Annotated in this window: 10 protein-coding genes; 4 read left to right on the top strand and 6 right to left on the bottom strand. The window is 55.2% G+C overall.

The window, feature by feature from the left end; genetic code table 11:
- The first annotated feature begins 102 nt into the window (after positions 1-102).
- Both ACX9GU_RS05470 and pbpC read left to right on the top strand, forming a co-directional pair.
- Positions 103-6,099, top strand: coding sequence for an alpha-2-macroglobulin family protein (locus ACX9GU_RS05470; protein ID WP_473194086.1), 5,997 nt, complete (start codon positions 103-105; stop codon positions 6,097-6,099).
- 55 nt (positions 6,100-6,154) lie between these two features.
- Entirely contained in the window at positions 6,155-8,518 is a 2,364-nt protein-coding gene (gene pbpC / locus ACX9GU_RS05475; protein WP_473194087.1) for a penicillin-binding protein 1C, read from the top strand.
- A 173-nt stretch (positions 8,519-8,691) separates the two neighbouring features.
- On the opposite strand, the gene ACX9GU_RS05480 is transcribed toward pbpC, so the two are convergent.
- Positions 8,692-10,011 carry an alpha/beta fold hydrolase gene (locus ACX9GU_RS05480; RefSeq protein WP_473194088.1) on the bottom strand — a complete coding sequence of 440 codons (1,320 nt, stop codon included), beginning with the start codon at positions 10,009-10,011 and terminating at the stop codon, positions 8,692-8,694.
- Between the two features lie 284 nt (positions 10,012-10,295).
- Positions 10,296-11,375, bottom strand: coding sequence for a linear amide C-N hydrolase (locus tag ACX9GU_RS05485; RefSeq protein ID WP_473194089.1), 1,080 nt, complete (start codon positions 11,373-11,375; stop codon positions 10,296-10,298).
- Positions 11,376-11,594: 219 nt separating this feature from the next.
- On the opposite strand from ACX9GU_RS05485, the gene truC reads away from it, so the two are divergent.
- A complete protein-coding gene (gene truC, locus ACX9GU_RS05490; protein ID WP_065684162.1) occupies positions 11,595-12,353 on the top strand; it encodes a tRNA pseudouridine(65) synthase TruC in 759 nt (252 codons plus the stop codon).
- A gap of 33 nt (positions 12,354-12,386) precedes the next feature.
- Positions 12,387-12,836: a flavodoxin gene (locus ACX9GU_RS05495; RefSeq protein WP_021806110.1), complete on the top strand. Its 450-nt coding sequence runs from the start codon at positions 12,387-12,389 to the stop codon at positions 12,834-12,836.
- A gap of 491 nt (positions 12,837-13,327) precedes the next feature.
- Here ACX9GU_RS05495 and ACX9GU_RS05500 read toward each other — a convergent pair whose 3' ends face one another.
- From ACX9GU_RS05500 to map, 4 genes are all read right to left on the bottom strand, one after another.
- Entirely contained in the window at positions 13,328-13,717 is a 390-nt protein-coding gene (locus ACX9GU_RS05500) for a DUF3461 family protein (protein WP_021179904.1), read from the bottom strand.
- Between the two features lie 186 nt (positions 13,718-13,903).
- Positions 13,904-14,728, bottom strand: coding sequence for a 2,3,4,5-tetrahydropyridine-2,6-dicarboxylate N-succinyltransferase (gene dapD / locus ACX9GU_RS05505; RefSeq protein WP_021179905.1), 825 nt, complete (start codon positions 14,726-14,728; stop codon positions 13,904-13,906).
- Between the two features lie 42 nt (positions 14,729-14,770).
- Positions 14,771-17,434 (bottom strand): bifunctional uridylyltransferase/uridylyl-removing protein GlnD, encoded by a 2,664-nt coding sequence (gene glnD / locus ACX9GU_RS05510; RefSeq protein WP_473194090.1) that lies wholly within the window; start codon positions 17,432-17,434, stop codon positions 14,771-14,773.
- A gap of 60 nt (positions 17,435-17,494) precedes the next feature.
- Positions 17,495-18,289, bottom strand: coding sequence for a type I methionyl aminopeptidase (map, locus tag ACX9GU_RS05515; RefSeq protein WP_021179907.1), 795 nt, complete (start codon positions 18,287-18,289; stop codon positions 17,495-17,497).
- Positions 18,290-18,314 lie beyond the last annotated feature (25 nt).

Below are 18,314 nucleotides of genomic sequence, written 5' to 3' on the forward strand. Positions count from 1 at the left end.
CACCGCCGTGTGGAACTAGTAGATAATATGCGCATTCGTGGTTCCTGCGTTGAGAATGTTGTCTCTCTGGGTTTTTTCAAGGATTAAGAAGGTGCTGCAATCATGGATTTGCTGAAGTTTATCCTCCGTTTGCCTTTTACGTTGATAAAAGGCCTGTTCCGCCTGTTGGCCCTGATTTTTGGCCTGTTGGGGCGGCTGTTCAAGCCGGTGGTGGGCAACCTGAACTGGAATGCACCTGCCTGGTGGGAAGCGGTATCCGGCGGGGTGAAGCGCGGCTTCCTGCGGCTGGAAGGTGGGGTAGACAAATATCCCAAAGCCATTAGCATGGCGTTGCTGGTGCTGTTGTGTGCCGCTGGTGGAGCCTTCTATGGATGGCACTGGTGGCTGAATCGGCCACAGCCGATTGAACCCGCACCGATGGTTTACCAGGAAACCAGCGTACGGGTATCCGATCCTGAGCCGGTTAACTATGCCGTGCAGAAACCTGCGCCGCAGCAGGTCACTCTCACCTTTAGAAACTCCGTGGCACCGTTGACCGATGCTGGCAAGGTCGTGGAAAAAGGCATCTCCATCAGCCCGGCCCTTGAAGGGCAGTGGAAGTGGAATAACGCCTGGACCCTGGTCTTCACGCCGAAAAATCCATTGCCGATGGGCAGCAAATATGAGGTTAAGCTCGAGCCCGCCGTGTTGCTGACCCCGCAGATTAAACTCGCCAACACCAACTACAGCTTTAGTGCCCCGGCTTTTGACTATCAACTTGGGCAAGCTGAGTATTTTCAAGACCCACAAGATCCGCAAAAGCGCAGCGCTATCTTCAACGTCAAATTCAATGCGCCATTGGACGTGGCCAGCTTTGAAAAGCAGATCGCCATGGGGTTGATCGAAGCCAACGCCAAATCTGAAAAGAAACTCAATTTTTCCCTGGTCTATGATGCCAAGAAGCTGAACGCCTGGGTGCATTCTGAACCGCTGAAAGCGCTGGATCACGGTGGTAAAGTGCATCTGGTACTGGGCAAGGGCATCAAGTCGGTGGTGTCTGCCAATGAAATCTCTCAATCGAAAGACAGCTGGGTGTCGGTGCCAACTCTGTATAGCCTCACGGTGAAGGATGCTAGCGCCCAGGTGGTCGATAGCGATGGCAGCAAAGGCCAGCGTGCGCTGATCGTCGCCTTCAGCGATGCGATCAAAGACAAAGATGCCGGGCGTGCGGTCAAGGCCTGGCTGTTGCCGCAGCATAATCCTAACGATTCCGAAGCCAGTAACGAACCGGACGATTTTTATCAGTGGGGCGGGACCGAGAGCATCGAAAACAGCGTAATGGCCCAGTCTACGCCGCTGACGCTGACCCTGAATGAAGCGGAAGAGACCTATCAACCGCAGTTCAGCTTCAAGTTTGACGCACCGGCTCACCGCTTTATGCTGCTGGAAATCACCAACCTGATGACCTCTTCGGGCGGCTATAAAATGCCGGAGAAGGTCTACCGTATCGTCGAAGTACCAGACTTCCCGAAAACCTTGCAGTTTATGTCACAGGGTTCTCTGCTGTCGGTGAATGGTGACAAGCAAATCAGCGTGGCGGCGCGTAACGTGCCCGGCCTGCGTCTGGATATCAAGCGGGTGATCCCAAGCCAGCTGCAACATATCGTCTCATTCAAAAGCAGCGAATACTCTTCGGCCCAGTTCAACCAGCTTAACGATGAATATTTTACCGAACACTTTAAATATCAAACGGTCATCAACAACGATCAACCAGGTGAAGTGAGCTATAAGGGCATCGACCTCTCACGTTACCTGTCCACCAGCACGGATTCCCATCGTGGCGTGTTCCTGCTGACGCTGTCGGAATGGCAGCCAGAAAAGAAAAAGACGCAGGCCGCAGAGGATGAAGGCGATCAGGGCGAGCAAGAAGGGGATGATTCACCTAGCGTGGGAGATTCGCGCTTTGTTGTCGTAACCGATCTGGGCATCATTGCCAAACGTTCACAGGATAAAACGCGTGATGTGTTTGTCCAATCTATCCACAGCGGTGCGCCAGTCGGTAACGCCAAGGTTTCAGTGATCGCCAAAAACGGCGTGACGCTGCTTAGCCAGGTGACCGATGCCAATGGGCACGTGCGTTTCCCATCGTTGGACGTGTATACCAACGAACGCGAGCCAGTGATGTTCCTGGTGGAAAAAGAGGGCGATGTCTCCTTCTTGCCGACCACCCGCTACAACGACCGCGGGCTGGATTTCTCCCGCTTTGATATTGAAGGCGAAGAAACTCCGATCGATCCACGCACCCTGAGCAGTTACCTGTTCTCCGATCGTGGCGTGTACCGTCCGGGCGATACTTTCAATATTGGTCTGATTACCCGTGCTGCCGATTGGGGCGTAGCCCTGGCTGGCGTACCGGTACGTGCCGAGATCCGCGATCCGCGCGACAAATTGATGACAACGGTGCCGCTGACTCTCGGTGGCAGTGGTTTCAATGAATTGAGTTACACCACCGACGAGAATGCGCCCACGGGCGAATGGAACGTCTACCTGTATCTGATTGGCAAAAATAACGACACTTCCACCTTGCTCGGCCATACCGCCGTCAACGTGAAAGAGTTTGAGCCAGACCAACTGAAGGTGAAGCTGGAGTTGACGCCGAACCGGCAGCAAGGGTGGGTAAAACCTTCTGAGCTGCAGGCGAACATCGATGTGCAGAACCTGTTTGGCACGCCTGCCCAGGATCGCCGAGTTACCTCGAAGCTGACGCTGCGGCCGATGTATCCAAGCTTCGATCGCTTCCCGGATTACGCCTTCTTTGAGAACCGCCAGAATAGCGACGGTTTTGAAACGGAACTGGAAGACCGTACCACCAACGAGCAGGGCGTGGCGAATATCCCACTGGATCTGAAGTCCTATGCGGATGCCACCTATCAGCTGCAACTGCTGTCAGAAGCCTTTGTAGCGGGTGGCGGGCGTTCCGTTGCCGCCACCGCTCGGGTGCTGGTATCGCCGTATGACTATCTGGTGGGCGTGAAACCAGACGGTGATTTAGGCTATATCAACCGGGGTTCGGCGCGAAATCTGAACGTGATTGCCGTCGATCCTTCCCTGAAACAGATTGCACTTGCCGATCTGAAGCAGGTGCTGATCGAGCAGAAATACATCTCGGTGCTGACCAAGCAGGATTCTGGCGTTTATAAATACCAGTCGAAGATGAAAGAGGTGCAGCTGTCCGAGCAGCCGTTGGCGCTGAGCGAGCAGGGCACCGATCTGACCTTGGCAACCGACACCCCGGGTGACTTCGTCCTGGTGATCGAAGATGCACAGGGCAAGGTGCTCAACCGTATCGCCTATAGCGTGGCGGGCAATGCCAACCTCAGCCGTTCGCTGGATCGCAATGCCGAACTGAAGCTGAAGCTGAACCAGGCGGAATATCAGCCGGGTGAAGAGATTGAAGTGGCGATCAACGCGCCTTATACCGGCAGCGGTTTGATCACCATCGAAAAAGACCGTGTCTATGCCTGGCAGTGGTTCCACACCGACACCACCAGCTCGGTGCAAAAAATCCGGGTTCCGGCCGGGATGGAAGGCAACGGGTATATCAACGTGCAGTTTGTGCGCGACGTGAACTCCAGCGAGATCTTTATGAGCCCGCTGAGCTATGGCGTCATGCCGTTTAAAATCAGCACCAAAGCCCGGCAAAACGGCCTGGAAATAGTGACGCCTGAGGTGATTAAGCCGGGTGATAACCTGACGATGACGGTGAAAACCGATGGTCCACAGCAGGTGGCACTGTTTGCCGTAGATGAAGGGATCTTGCAGGTTGCGCGTTACCGCCTGAAAGATCCGCTGGAGTACTTCTTCCGTAAGCGTGAGCTGAGCGTGGAAAGCTCGCAGATCCTCGATCTGATCCTGCCGGAATTCAGCAAGCTGATGGCGCTTTCTGCGGCACCGGGCGGTGATGCGGGTGAAGGGCTGGATCTCAACCTGAATCCGTTCAAGCGCAAGCGCGACAAGCCGGTGGCCTATTGGTCTGGCATTACCGAAGTGAGCGGCGAGAAGCAGTTTACCTATCCGGTGCCGGATTATTTCAACGGCAAGATCCGCGTGATGGCCATTTCGGTTACGCCAGGCAAAATCGGCAAGGCCCAAACCTCCGCGACGGTACGTGACAACTTCATCATGACGCCGAACGTGCCTTACATGGTGGCACCAGGGGATGAGTTTGATGTCAGCGTAGGGGTTAGCAATAACCTCGAAGGGTTGAACGGCAAGCCTGTGGCGATCGCCGTGCAATTGACGCCGCCACCGCAGTTGGAAGTGGTGGGTAAGGCCGAGCAAAGCCTGTCATTGGCGGAGAAGCGTGAAGGCGTGATCAACTTCCGCCTGCGTGCCAAGGCGGCTCTGGGCGATGCTCCGCTGGTGTTTGATGCGCGTTACGGTGATAAAACCAGCCGCCGTACCGTTAGCACCTCGGTACGTCCGGCAATGCCTTACCGCACCCAGACGGTGATGGGCCGGATGAGCGGTAGCAGCCAGAATATTGATAATCTGCGGCAGATGTTTGATGCCTATGCGCAGCGTAGCGCGGCGGTATCTCACTCCCCGTTGGTGCTGACCAACGGCCTGGCGCAGTATCTGGCGGATTATCCGTACTACTGTTCTGAGCAGATCGTCAGCCGTTCCATTCCGCTGATCATGCAAAGCCAGCATCCGGAAATGAAAAGCAGCCTGAGCCATGCCGAAGTCAGCAAACAGCTGAAAAACCTGCTCGGCGTACTGCGTTCCCGCCAGAATGACAGCGGGGCCATTGGTGCCTGGCGTTCATCGCCGGAAACCGATCCTTTCGTCACGCCATACGTGGTGCAATACCTGCTGGAAGCCAAAGCGGCGGGTTATGCCTTGCCGGTGGGGATGCTGGAAGATGCCAACGGCGCGCTGCGTGAACTGGCAGCCAACCGTTATGATGATATGTATCATCTGCGTCTGCGTACCTGGGCGGTCTACCTGCTGACCTTGCAGGGCGAAATTACCACCAACTCGCTGGCCTCGGTGCAGGATACGTTGCAGAAACTGTATCCAGACAGCTGGAAAACCGATCTGAGCGCCCTGTATCTGGCATCGTCTTACCGTCTGCTGAAAATGGACGATGAGGCTAATGCCTTGTTGCAGCCTAGCTGGAAGCAACTGAGCAAAGCCTATGACAAAGGCTGGTGGACGCAGAATTACTTCGATCCGCTGGTGCAGGACGCAACGCGTCTGTACCTGATCGCTCGCCACTTCCCGGAGAAGGTTTCTTCCATCCCTCCGCAGGTGTTGGAGAACATGGTCAAGGCGTTGAAAGAAGAGCGCTACACCACCTATTCTTCGGCGATGAGTATCCTGGCGCTGGAAAGCTACTCGGCTCAGGTGGCGGCGCAGGCCAATGCCAGCGATTCGCTGACGATTGCGCAGCTCGGCAAGCAAGGTAACGTCGATCCGCAGGTGATTTCAGAGATGATAGGGCTGTTTGCCAAAGGCCAGTTTACTGCCGATGCCAAGGCTATTCGCTTTAACAACAGCGCCGACGCTCCGGCCTGGTATGTGGTCACTCAGGCCGGTTACGATCTGGCTGCTCCACAGAAAGCCATTGCTCGCGGTTTGGAAATTACCCGTGATTACACCGATGAACAGGGTAAACCGGTGACTCAGGTAACGTTGGGGCAGAAGATCAACGTTCATCTGAAAATCCGCGCCAATTCGAAAGAAGGGCAGAGCAACCTGGCGATTGTCGATCTGCTGCCTGGCGGATTTGAAGTGGTGCAGCAAACGGCACCAGAGCCAGAATCGACCGGCGAAGACGGTGAAGCCAGCGAGAATACGGACGCAGGGTGGCAGTCACCACTGGCTGCCTCGGGCTCCACTTGGGCACCTGATTACAGCGATATCCGCGAAGACCGGGTGATCATCTATGGCAGCGCCAGCACCGACGTGCAGGAGTTTGTCTACCAGATTAAAGCGACCAACACCGGTAGCTTTGTGATCCCTCCGGCTTATGGCGAAGCCATGTACGATCGTGAAGTGCAGGCCATGTCGGCCAGCAGCGGTAAACTGGTGGTTGTACCGGCGGAAAGTCAATAAGCCATCGCGATGCCCCGCAGCGTTGAGCTGCGGGGTTCGTGGCTACCGAGATTCCATGAAAATCCTTCCTGTATCTGCTGTGGCAAAACGCTGGCTGCAAAATATCCTGATGGCGGTATTTCTGCTGGCGCTGGGCCTGGTAGGTGCGCGGCTGTGGCCGCATCCTCCCCTTTCGCAGGGCGTGCCCTTCTCTACGGTTTACTACGATCGCCACGGGACGCTGATGCGCCTCACGTTGGCCAATGACGACCGTTATCGCCTGTGGACGCAGTTGGAAAAGATCTCGCCGCTGGCGGTGCAGGGTATTTTGCTGCATGAAGATCGCTGGTTCTATTACAACCCCGGATTTAACCCTGTCAGCCTGCTGCGTGGCTTTTGGCGCAGCTACGTAGCCGGTGGCAAAATGCAGGGTGGTTCGACCATCACCATGCAGCTGGCGCGCATGCATTGGCATCTGAATACCCGTACACCTGGCGGTAAACTGATGCAGGTTCTGCGGGCCGTGCAGTTGGAACTCAGCTACTCCAAGCACGATATTCTGGAAGCCTATCTCAATTACGCCCCTTATGGCCGCAATATTGAAAGCATCGGTGCGGCCAGCCTGATCTATTTTGCCAAGGCACCGCAGGATCTGACCTTGCCGGAAGCGCTGACGCTCTCGGTGTTGCCGCAGTCACCCAGCTATCGTATCGACCCTAAAACCGGCGTGTTGGGGCAAGCCCTGACGCAGGCCCGTAACCGCCTGTTTCAACGCTGGCAGGGCGTGTATAGCACCGACAGCAGCCAGAGAGCCTTGTTTCAACTCCCTTTGGCACTGCGCCAGCCAGAACGGATGCCGTACATTGCTCCACACTTTATCGAACAGTTGCGCCAACAGACCCAGCAGTTAGTGCAGTTGGATACCCGTGTGGATACCACGTTGGATGCCGGGCTCCAGCGGCTGATCGAAAGGCAGGTAAACGCGTTTATCGTCCGCAACCAGAGCCGGGGGATCCATAATGCCTCGGTGCTGTTGGTGGATAGCCGTGATATGGGGATAAGGGCGCTGGTAGGCTCTGCCGATTATTACAACCGCGAGATCCAGGGGCAGGTGAACGGGACCAATGCCAAGCGCTCCCCTGGTTCGACCCTCAAGCCCTTTATTTATGCCTTGGGGATGGAGCAGGGCGTGCTGCATCCGATGACCATCCTGAAGGACGTGCCTTCATCCTTTGGCGCCTATGCGCCAGAAAACTTTGACCGACGTTTCCTGGGGCCGGTAACGGCGACGGACGCGTTGAATTTCAGCCGTAATATTCCAGCGGTGTACGTAGCTTCACAGCTACGGCAGCCGACGTTTTATCAGTTTTTAAGCCTGTCCGGCATCGCCAACCTGGCCAGTGAAAATCATTATGGATTGTCGCTGGTGTTGGGGGGCGGTGAAATCACTGCTCAGGAACTGGCGAAGCTGTATGCGCTGTTGGCCAACCGGGGCGCATTGCGCCCATTACGGATGCAAAAAAGTGATGCCTATCCGCCACCAATCCGTTTGCTCAGCGAAGAAGCCAGCTTTACTACGCTGGATATGCTGCGCCAGCACCGCCGGCCTGGTGACACTTTGGCACAACGCTCGTCATCCCTGCCGGTCTATTGGAAAACCGGGACCTCCTGGGGCTTCCGCGATGCCTGGAGCGTCGGGATCTTCGGGCCTTACGTGCTGGTGGTATGGGAAGGGAATTTCGACAGCAGAGGCAACAACGTGTTTGTGGGGGCCGATGCGGCAGCCCCGCTATTTTTCAATATTATCGACAGCATTAACGCCAGCTATCCAGCCTTGCAGGAGCCGAAACACCCCTTCCCGAAACAGTTGAAGCGGGTGGAGATTTGCCTGGCCAGCGGCAACCTGCCGACGCAGTGGTGCCAGCAGAAAGGCAAAACCTGGTTTATCCCCGGCAAGTCGCCGATCAAGGTCGATACCGTCTATCGTCCGGTGGTGCTGGATATTCACAGCGGTGAGGTGGCCTGCCCGCCGTATGATGAAACACAAACCCGCACCGAAGTGTTTGAGTTCTGGCCTTCCGATCTGGCTAACGTGTTTGCGCAGGCTGGATTACCCAAGCGGGCTCCGCCGGTAAACCATTGCAAGGATAATGCGGTGGCGATCGGTGGCAGCCCGCCGCGCATTACCTCGCCGCTGAAAAATACTACCTATACCTTGCGGCAGTCGCAGCAGGGGCGTGACAAAATCTCCTTCAATGCGGTGACGGACGCGGACAGTAAAACGGTGTATTGGTTTGTCGATGATATTTATCTTGGCAGCAGCGCCAGTAAAACCGCTATTGATTGGCGGCCGGTCAACAATGGCCAGTATCGCATCCGGGCGGTGGACGATCATGGCCGGGCCGATAGCCGCCTGATCACCATTGAGCTGGTGAACTAAGATGCCTCTCCCCTCACCCTAACCCTCTCCCACAGGGAGAGGGACAGATCGAGCGTGTTTGAAATGGTAGTGACTTACCTTGGATAAAGAAGGTTATTGAGTTTGCTTCTACTTCCAAAACAGCTTTAGAGTTTGCTTGAGATTTTCTCTTTACTGCCAAAAGAGCAGGGCCATCAGCTCGCTATCCTTGCGAAAGAGGGTTGGGATGAGGGGGCGTAAATGCCCGCTTTCTGCGCCATCGTCTGCAAATGACCAAAAACATTACCAACGCGTAAGCCGTTATGCTCATACTCGTTGGTGATCCACGGCGTCAAATTACCCACCTGTTGCGCCGTCGCCAGCGAGAGTTTCAAATCGACATACATATCGCTGAAATAAATGGCGGCGAATACCGGTACCCGATTGTCGAGCAGGCGATCGCTGTTATACAGCGGTGACCACACGCGGCGATCGGCCAGCAGCTTAGCGGGTTCATTGAAGGGGCGCAGAGCGGCGATTTCGGTGAACATCCAGGGATAGATCATTTCCCCGGTCAGGTAGAGCGGGCGCCGATCCTCGGCGAAAGCATTGAAGTTGCCCCGTTGCCGCTCGGCGGCCCAGTTGGTGGCCTTATCCTGCGCGTAAATACTTTCATGCAGCGCGGCAAACAGCGGATTCTCCGCGTAACTGGTCAACGCCATCACCTGAGACAGGAAGGTGTCGCTGAATTCGCCGTCAGGGTTAAAGGCTTCGTCAAACAGCCAAAGTAGCCGCTCGTAGCCTTCACTCATGCCAAGATCGATCCCCAGGCTTTGCAGGCGGCGTACGGTCAGCCGGTCGCCATCGGGCAACAACACCTCTTCCTGCTCCAGCTTGTCGGCAATCTGACCGATAAGCGGCTCCAGATGTGGGTAACGCTGATAGAAGATGCGATTTTTGGCGATCACCTGCGGATAGGTATGAGCGTAGACTTCATCGGCATCGGGCTGCAGGCTTGCCAGGCCGCCGGTCATAAAGCAGCAGTGGAGGCCTTCCGGAGCCTGAGAAAGATAGGTCAGCGTGATAAAGCCGCCATAGCTTTGCCCCAGCGTGCTCCACGGGCGATCGCCAAAGCAGTTTTTACGCAGATATTCGGCATCGCTCACTATCGAGTCGGCGCGGAAGCAGGCCAGGTAATCTGCCGCCTGGTGGGCGGTTAGCCCGGCCAGACTCTTACCTTCAATGCGGCTGCTGCGCCCGGTGCCACGCTGATCGAGCAGGATCACCCGATAACTTTTGAGGGCTTCGGCAATCCAACTGCTGCGTGCCGTAGGGCGTGGGCTTTTCCCTCCGGGACCACCTTGTAAAAACAGCAGACAAGGGAGTTGTTCATCACGGCGTAACGGGTCAACCAACTCACGGGCAAAGATCTCAATGGTGCGGGTATCCTTGTTATTGAACCAATTCAGCGGGACCTGGACCAGGTGTTCACGTACCCAGATCGCTGGCAACAAATATTCTCGTTCAACGCTCATGTTTTTCTCTCCCTGTTATGGTGTTCTCTTTTTTCTGCCGGTTATTTTAATGCCATATCGGTGTTTACCTGGAACGTTCAGATCTACTCTATTTTATCGATAAGCAACAATGGTCCGGAGTTTGAAGAGTGAACATCAGCGTAACAAGAGGAAGGAACTTAGCAAATGCACAAATGATTAAATTTTAGTCAATTTGTGTGAGAATGTGACTGAATAAGTATTCTTGACTGATGAATACAAAGGTAGGGCTGGTGGCGGGGGCCACCAGTCAACATCGATCGGGCTCAGCCGTTATCTATGACGTCGGCAGCAAGGAACTCAAAGGGAGGGCTGGTTTTAAACTCAGCGGAAACCTCACCGGTAAAATCCGCCATCTCATCTTTACCCAGCGCCAGTTTTTTAACCGGAGCCCCAGCAGCAAAGTCGACCCGTTTCAGGTCTACCCAAAAAGTACTGCTGCCCAGTGCCGATTCAAAGTAGTACAGCTTGTTCTTTTGATCGGCCAAGGTGCGCCAACGAGTGGAAGAAATATTGGGTTCTTCAGGGGTCGTGATGCCAAAGGGCACAGAAACATTGCGCATAACGCTCAGCACGCTAGAGGCTGCCAGCCTGGCCTGATGATATTTCGGGATAGCGTTGATATAAAACTGCGCGCGAACAAAACGGTCGGCAGCACGGTTTGTGCCAGGCAGCATGACGTTACCCCCAATCCCTTGCCAGTACTTGGTGATGGCCAACTGCTGCTCGAAGGTAGGGGAATTGGTCAGGACCTGATAGTCGCGGCTATGGTGAATCACTAATTTGCCGTTAATGTATTCGAAAATGGCACTGTCTCCACTGGCATCGGACAACGACAAATGAAGGGAGGCCAAACGTTCCTGGCCAGGTACACCGCCGGTCACAACGATAAAAGGGGCCTTTTCCAGTGAGTTAACCGCTTCTTGCACAGTGGCGAAGTTATCCAATGCGTACTGTGCCCATGCTGCCAATGATAAGGTTGGCTGCTGGCCATCGAATGCCGGGTATTGAGATTCAACCAACCACAGCATATTGGCTACCAGACCTTTTTCATTCATACCATCGGTGGTTGCAACACCATAGGCGGAAGTCACGACGCTGCCGTATTTAGATGTCCATTTGATCGAGTTGCTGCCTGCATTACCACTGCGCTCCATTCCTTGTGGGAAAATCCACAGGTCAGAGTGCAGCTGTTCTTTCCAGTCCATAGTGCGGCCGGTGATCACCAGGTTATCTTCGCCGTGGTAGACCGCGCGAGTACAGGCCATTGCCAACTGTGGTGAAAACAGAATGCCGCACATAGACAGTAAAAGGGGGGTTATCAAAAGCGTTATATTCCAATTCACTGTTATCTCTCCTTGCTACTTTTTGTACAGTGTAGGCACTACTGACCCGTGGGGCAAAAACGAGAGCGCCAAACGGGATTTTCGTTTCGTTATTATTTATGTTTGACGATAGAATCAATCAATTACCTATCTCCTTGCCCCTGCAAACCGGCCAGCAGGCAGTAGCTTGCAGGGGCAAGGAGATAAAATGCATGATTAATCTATGGAAAAAATCACTCTATGAAGGTGTTGTACCAGGACGAACATCTGATCGCCGTTAACAAACCCTCAGGTTGGCTGGTACATCGTAGCTGGCTGGATCGTCACGAGACGAGGTTTGTCATGCAAACCGTGCGCGATCAGATTGGCCAGCACGTATTTACCGTACACCGTCTGGATCGTCCTACTTCCGGCGTATTGCTGATGGCGTTGTCCAGCGATGTGGCTCGGTTATTGTCGCAACAGTTTGAACTGCATCAGGTACAGAAAACCTATCACGCGGTGGTGCGGGGCTATGTTTTAGAGGGCGGCACCGTTGATTATGCGCTGACGGAAGAGTTGGATAAGTTGGCGGATAAACATGCCAATCCGGATAAAGGTCCAAAACCGGCGGTAAGTCATTATCAGCCCTTGGCAACGGTGGAGATGCCGGTGGCGATTGGCCGCTATGACACCTCGCGCTATAGCCTGGTTGAGCTGAAACCAGAGACCGGGCGTAAGCATCAGCTGCGTCGTCATATGGTGCATCTGCGCCATCCGATTATTGGTGATACCGCTCACGGCGATTTGCGGCAAAACCGTGGGATGGCCGAACATTTTGGTTGTTCACGCCTGATGCTGCACGCCAGCCATCTTCAACTTACTCATCCGGTGAGCGGCCAACCGCTGCATATTTCCGCGCCCTGGGAAGCGGATTGGCAAGGTGTCATGTCACAATTTGGCTGGCATAACGTGCTGCCAGAACTTGAGTTTCCGCAGGCTAACGGTCAGGATAGCTAATCATTTTTTAACGGTCATAAGGGAGCAGCAACGATGGCTCAGGTCGGCATTTTCGTCGGAACGGTCTACGGTAACTCTTTGTTAGTGGCGGAAGAGGCAGAAAATATCCTGCAACAACAGGGCCATGAGGTCAAAGTGTTTGAGGAAGGGACGCTGGCAGAGTGGCAGTTTTACCGCCAGCATTATGCGCTGGTCGTGACTTCCACCACCGGGCAAGGAGACTTACCTGACAGTATTGCACCGCTGTTCCAGGCTATCCGCGACCAGGTGGGCTATCAGCCGGAGCTGCGTTATGGCTTGATTGCTCTGGGCGATAGCAGCTATGACAACTTCTGCGGTGCCGGGCGTACCTTTGATGCTTTGCTGCAAGAGCAGGGAGCGACGCGCGTTGGTGAAGTGCTGGAGATCGATGCGATCGAGCAACCTGAACCAGAAGTGGTTTCCTGCCCGTGGGTAGAGCAGTGGGGCGCCTTGTTGAAATAGCCTCTCGATGCCTGGTGGCGAGCGGCCAGGCACGACTTTATTCCTGCTATCTCCTGTGGTGAAGATAAAATAAAAAAAACCTAATCCCTTACGCACTCAAGGCCGCAGCCAGCAAGCGTTAAAGAATTAGGCTTTGCCTGCCGGAGCAGTAATAACCCTATCGATTACCGATTTACCCTATTCACCCCTCACCCTAACCCTCTCCCACAGGGAGAGGGGACTGAACGTGCCACAACTTGCCACCGGTACCTGCCTGCGACTCCGGGCTCGCTCCCTCTCCCAATATCTGTGTTTATGAGATCCCTGGACTCTACAGCGGGAGAGGGGACTTAACGTGCCACAACTTACCACCTGTACCTGCCTGCGACTGCGGACTCACTCCCTCTCCCAATCTCTGTGTTTATGAGATCCCTGGACTCTACAGCGGGAGAGGGCAGGGGTGAGGGGCGACCAATCGTCCTAAACTGACAAGTATTAAGCCGATGTGGTGGTTATTTACCGCGCGTCAGCTTTTCCAGATCGGATTCGATCTCGGCAATCTTGTTGGTGACCACGTTTTGCAGATGCTGCAGGTCATCGAGGATCTTGCGTTTCAGATCCACTTCCACCTGGTCGCGCTGGCAGAGTTGATCCAGTTCATCGATCACGTAGCGCAGGTTAGGGTTGATCTCATGGATCTCTTTGTAACCCTGGCCGGCATTGTCTGCCACCACGGTTTTGCGCTGGCGTGGATACTTGAACTTCACGCTCTTGGCAAAGAACTCGCCCTTATCTTTGCGGAAGTAAATCTTGAGGATGTCGTTATTGGCCTCCTGACGCAGGCTATAGCGATCGATATCTTCCGGTTGATTGATACCCAAGCTTTTCAGGTTGTCATACATAATAGCGCCACCTTTTAATCAACTATATTTGCCTGATTAGCCAATATGCAGTGTTGTAAGCTGCAAATTGAAACACATCAGGAATATTCCACTGCCAGAGAGTATGGCGAAAACGCCCGTCACAGACTGTGACGGCCCGCGTATTGAAGGCAAAAAAATGGCGGGTAATGCACCCGCCGTTCAAGCTTAGTCGATAGTGCGCAATAACTCATTAATCCCGACTTTGCCACGGGTCTTGGCGTCCACTTTCTTGACGATCACCGCGCAATACAGGCTGTAGGAACCATCTTTTGAAGGCAGGTTGCCGGATACGACCACGGAGCCAGCAGGTACGCGGCCATAGTGCACTTCACCGGTTTCACGATCGTAGATGCGGGTGCTTTGGCCCAGATAAACGCCCATTGAGATCACCGAACCTTCTTCCACGATCACGCCTTCAACCACTTCTGAACGCGCGCCGATAAAGCAGTTGTCTTCGATGATGGTTGGGTTGGCCTGCAATGGCTCCAGCACGCCACCGATGCCGACGCCGCCGGACAAGTGAACGTTTTTGCCGATCTGCGCACAAGAGCCTACGGTGGCCCAGGTATCTACCATGGTGCCTTCGTCGACGTAGGCACCGATGTTGACGTAAGAAGGCATCAGCACGGTGTTACGAGCGATAAATGCCCCCTGACGCACGGTAGCCGGTGGCACTACGCGGAAGCCTTCCTTCTGGAAGCGAGCTTCATCGTAGTCAGCGAATTTCATCGGCACTTTGTCGTAATAGCGGGTTTCTGCACCGTCCATTACCTTGTTGTCGTTGATACGGAAAGACAGCAGGACGGCTTTTTTCAGCCACTGATGGGTAACCCATTGCCCCTCGATCTTCTCGGCAACGCGCAGGGCGCCGCTGTCCAGCAGGGCGATCACCTGGTTTACCGCTTCACGCGTTACGGTGTCTACGTTGGCCGGGGTAATATCCGCGCGGCGTTCGAAGGCGCTTTCAATAACGTTCTGTAATTGCTGCATGCTGTTCTCTGTCCTGATTTTATTTACGAAAGGTTACTTTTATCACATTTTATCGGTTGGATTGAGTGCCTCTGTCAACCGTTGTTCTAATTTTCTGCGTGTTTGCGGATCCAGCGCCCGGCGATCGGCATCGGCCAAAATAAACAAATCCTCGACCCGTTCGCCGATGGTGGAGATACGTGCACCGTGCAGCGACAGGCCCAGATCGGCGAAAACCTCACCCACGCGTGCCAGCAGGCCGGGCTGATCGAGGGCGATCAGCTCCAGATAGCTGCGGCGATCGGTGTGGGTTGGTAGGAAGCTGACCTCTGTCGGTACGCTGAAATGGCGTAGTTTGGACGACGGTCGTCGAGCGCGCGGCGGTTGATAATCTCGCTGGGTGATAGCTTGCTCCAGCGCATGGCGGATCGCGGCATGACGATCCTGAGCCAGCGGGCTGCCGTCCGGCTCCAGCACGATAAAGGTGTCCATGGCCATGCCGTCGCGGTTGGTGAAGATCTGGGCGTCATGCACGCTGAGATTGCGCCGATCCAGCTCACCGGCAACGGCGGCGAACAGGTAAGGGCGATCCGGGCTCCAGATAAAGATCTCGGTGCCGCCACGCGTGGCCTGGTGGCTGACCAGCACCAGTGGCTTGGTTGAGTCATGGGCCAGCAGGTGGCGGGCGTGCCAGGCGAGCTGATTCGGCGAGTGACGCAGGAAATAGTCTGCGCGGCAGCGGCTCCAGATATGGTGCAGCGCTTCTTCATCGATATTGTCCATGCGCAACAGTGCCAGCGCCTGTAAACGATGGTGGCGCACCCGCTCGCGCAGGTCCGGGCTGTTCTGCATACCACGGCGCAGTTGCTTCTCGGTGGCGAAATACAGCTCGCGCAACAGGCTCTGTTTCCAACTGTTCCACAAGGTCTCGTTGGTGGCACAGATATCGGCGACCGTTAGGCAAACCAGGTAGCGTAGCCGGGTTTCGCTTTGCACTTCGCTGCTGAACTGCTGGATCACGGTCGGGTCCTGAATGTCACGCCGTTGCGCGGTAACCGACATCAGCAGGTGGCAGCGAACCAGCCAGGCAACCAGCTGTGCTTCGCGTGAGTTCAAGCCATGCAATGCAGCAAACTCCAGGGCGTCTTGCGCGCCTAAAATGGAGTGATCGCCGCCACGTCCTTTAGCGATATCGTGGAACAGCGCCGCTAGCAACAGCAATTCCGGGTGAGGCAGGCGAGGATAAAGCTCCACGCACAGCGGATGGCGTGGGCGAGTTTCCTCATCGGAGAAGCTTTCCAGCTTTTGCAGCACGCGCACGGTATGTTCATCGACGGTATAGGCATGGAACAGGTCAAACTGCATCTGGCCGACGATGCTGCCCCATTGCGGCATATAGGCCCACAGCACGCTGTGGCGATGCATTGGCACCAACGCCCGTGAGACCGCGCCTGGGTGTCGCAGAATGGCCATAAACAGCTCTCTGGCCTCGGGAATGTTGCACAGTGGCTGTTTCAGGTGGCGGCGTGCATGGCGCAACTGGCGTACGGTGGTAGAGTAGATGCCTTTGATTTCGCGGTTGCGTACCATCAGGTAGAACATGCGCATGATGGCTTCGGGCTGGCGGATAAACAGCGTTTCGTCGCGCAAATCGATCAGATCGCCACGCAGCTGAAAATCATCGTTCAGCGGGCGGGGTTTCTCCGTGGCGTCCAATGCCAGGATCGCTTCATCGAACAACTGTAGCAGCATGTGGTTCAGCTCGCCGACGCGGCGCGTCATGCGATAGAAATCCTTCATCATGCGCTCTACCGGTTCATTGCCTTCCCCCTCGTAGCGTAACAGCTGGGCCACGCTGAGCTGGCGATCGAACAGCAGGCGGTTGTCATAACGCGGCAGCGCCAGGTGCAGGGCAAAACGAATACGCCACAGGAAGCTTTGGCATTCGTTCAATTCGTTGCGCTCGGCCTGAGTCAGGAAGCCAAAACCGACCATCTCATCGAGCGAGGTGGCGCCGAAATGGCGGCGGGCCACCCACATCAGCGTATGAATATCACGCAGGCCACCGGGGCTGCTCTTGATATCCGGCTCCAGGTTGTAGCTGGTACCGTGATAGCGCTGGTGGCGTTGCTGCTGTTCGATCAGCTTGGCGTCAAAGAATTTGGGCGAAGGCCAGAAGCCGTCGCTGAAAATGTGCTTTTGCAATTGCAGGAACAGGGCGACGTCGCCGCAGATCATGCGGGATTCGATCAGGTTGGTGGCAACGGTCAGGTCCGCCAAGCCTTCCAGCAGGCACTCTTCCAGCGTGCGCACGCTGTGGCCGACTTCCAGCTTGAGATCCCACAGCAGGGTAATGAATTCACCGACGCGTGCGGCCTGTTCATCGTTCAGGCGAGTCTGGCTGAGCACCAGCACGTCGATATCAGACAGCGGGTGCAGTTCACCACGGCCATAGCCGCCGACGGCCAGCAGCGCCGTTTCGGGGATAGTGTCAAAGCCGTAAAACAGCCACAGCCGCCGCAATAGCCGATCGATAAACTTGCTGCGCGCCGCCACCAGGCTTTCGGCACTGGCACCGGCATTGAAGGCTGCTGCCAGCCACTGCTGAAACTGCTCAAGCCGCTGTTTGAGGGCCAGGCAATTGATCTCTTCATCGCCATAGGTGCTGGGAGCATCCGGCTTCTTGGGTACGGCCGGGGTCTCTAGCTCACGATAATTTTCAGACATGTTTCGCCGCCCATAAAAAAAGCCGGCATAGGCCGGCTTGTCACAAGAACCCTGTGGTTCTTACATCTCGTGCGTAATGATGTTGGGGATGGTGTCATCCTTGCGCAACGTCATTATCTCGCAGCCGTTATCAGTCACCACAATAGTATGCTCATACTGTGCCGACAAGCTGCGATCTTTGGTTTTCACCGTCCAGCCGTCTTTCATGGTGCGGATGCGGTAATCACCGGCGTTGACCATGGGCTCAATGGTGAAGGCCATACCGGCCTGCAGCACCACGCCGCCGTCATCGGCATCGTAATGCAGTACCTGCGGCTCTTCGTGGAAACCTTCGCCGATGCCGTGGCCGCAATATTCGCGCACAACGGAGAATTTCTCTGCTTCAACAAACTGCTGGATGGCTTTACCCAGAGTGCGCAGGCGGATACCCGGTTTGACCATCTTCAAGGCCAGATACAGGCTTTCCTGGGTAATGCGGCACAGGCGCTCGCCCAGAATGGTGGGTTTACCGACGATGAACATCTTGGAGGTGTCGCCGTGGAAGCCGTCTTTGATCACGGTCACGTCGATATTGACGATATCCCCGTCTTTCAGCACCTTGTCGTCACTTGGGATGCCGTGGCACACCACTTCGTTCACCGAGATACAGACCGATTTTGGGAAGCCGTGGTAGCCCAGGCAGGCCGAGATCGCCTGCTGTTCATTGGTGATATGCTCGTGGCAGATCCTGTCCAGCTCGCCGGTGGTGACGCCGGGTTTAACGTGGGGCTCGATGATTTCCAGCACTTCTGCGGCCAGGCGGCCCGCAACGCGCATCTTTTGAATGTCATCAGGTGTTTTAATTGAAATTGCCATGAAAGTTAGTCCGCAGGTGTCGTTA

This window comes from Serratia sp. K1WW1, from assembly GCF_055790865.1.

Bases quoted from the DNA above. Each gene is read 5' to 3' on its own strand.
- ACX9GU_RS05470 (WP_473194086.1), top strand. From the start codon at position 103: ATGGATTTGCTGAAGTTTATCCTCCGTTTGCCTTTTACGTTGATAAAA.
- pbpC (WP_473194087.1), top strand. From the start codon at position 6,155: ATGAAAATCCTTCCTGTATCTGCTGTGGCAAAACGCTGGCTGCAAAAT.
- ACX9GU_RS05480 (WP_473194088.1), bottom strand. From the start codon at position 10,011: ATGAGCGTTGAACGAGAATATTTGTTGCCAGCGATCTGGGTACGTGAA.
- truC (WP_065684162.1), top strand. From the start codon at position 11,595: ATGAAGGTGTTGTACCAGGACGAACATCTGATCGCCGTTAACAAACCC.
- ACX9GU_RS05495 (WP_021806110.1), top strand. From the start codon at position 12,387: ATGGCTCAGGTCGGCATTTTCGTCGGAACGGTCTACGGTAACTCTTTG.
- ACX9GU_RS05500 (WP_021179904.1), bottom strand. From the start codon at position 13,717: ATGTATGACAACCTGAAAAGCTTGGGTATCAATCAACCGGAAGATATC.
- dapD (WP_021179905.1), bottom strand. From the start codon at position 14,728: ATGCAGCAATTACAGAACGTTATTGAAAGCGCCTTCGAACGCCGCGCG.
- glnD (WP_473194090.1), bottom strand. From the start codon at position 17,434: ATGTCTGAAAATTATCGTGAGCTAGAGACCCCGGCCGTACCCAAGAAG.
- map (WP_021179907.1), bottom strand. From the start codon at position 18,289: ATGGCAATTTCAATTAAAACACCTGATGACATTCAAAAGATGCGCGTT.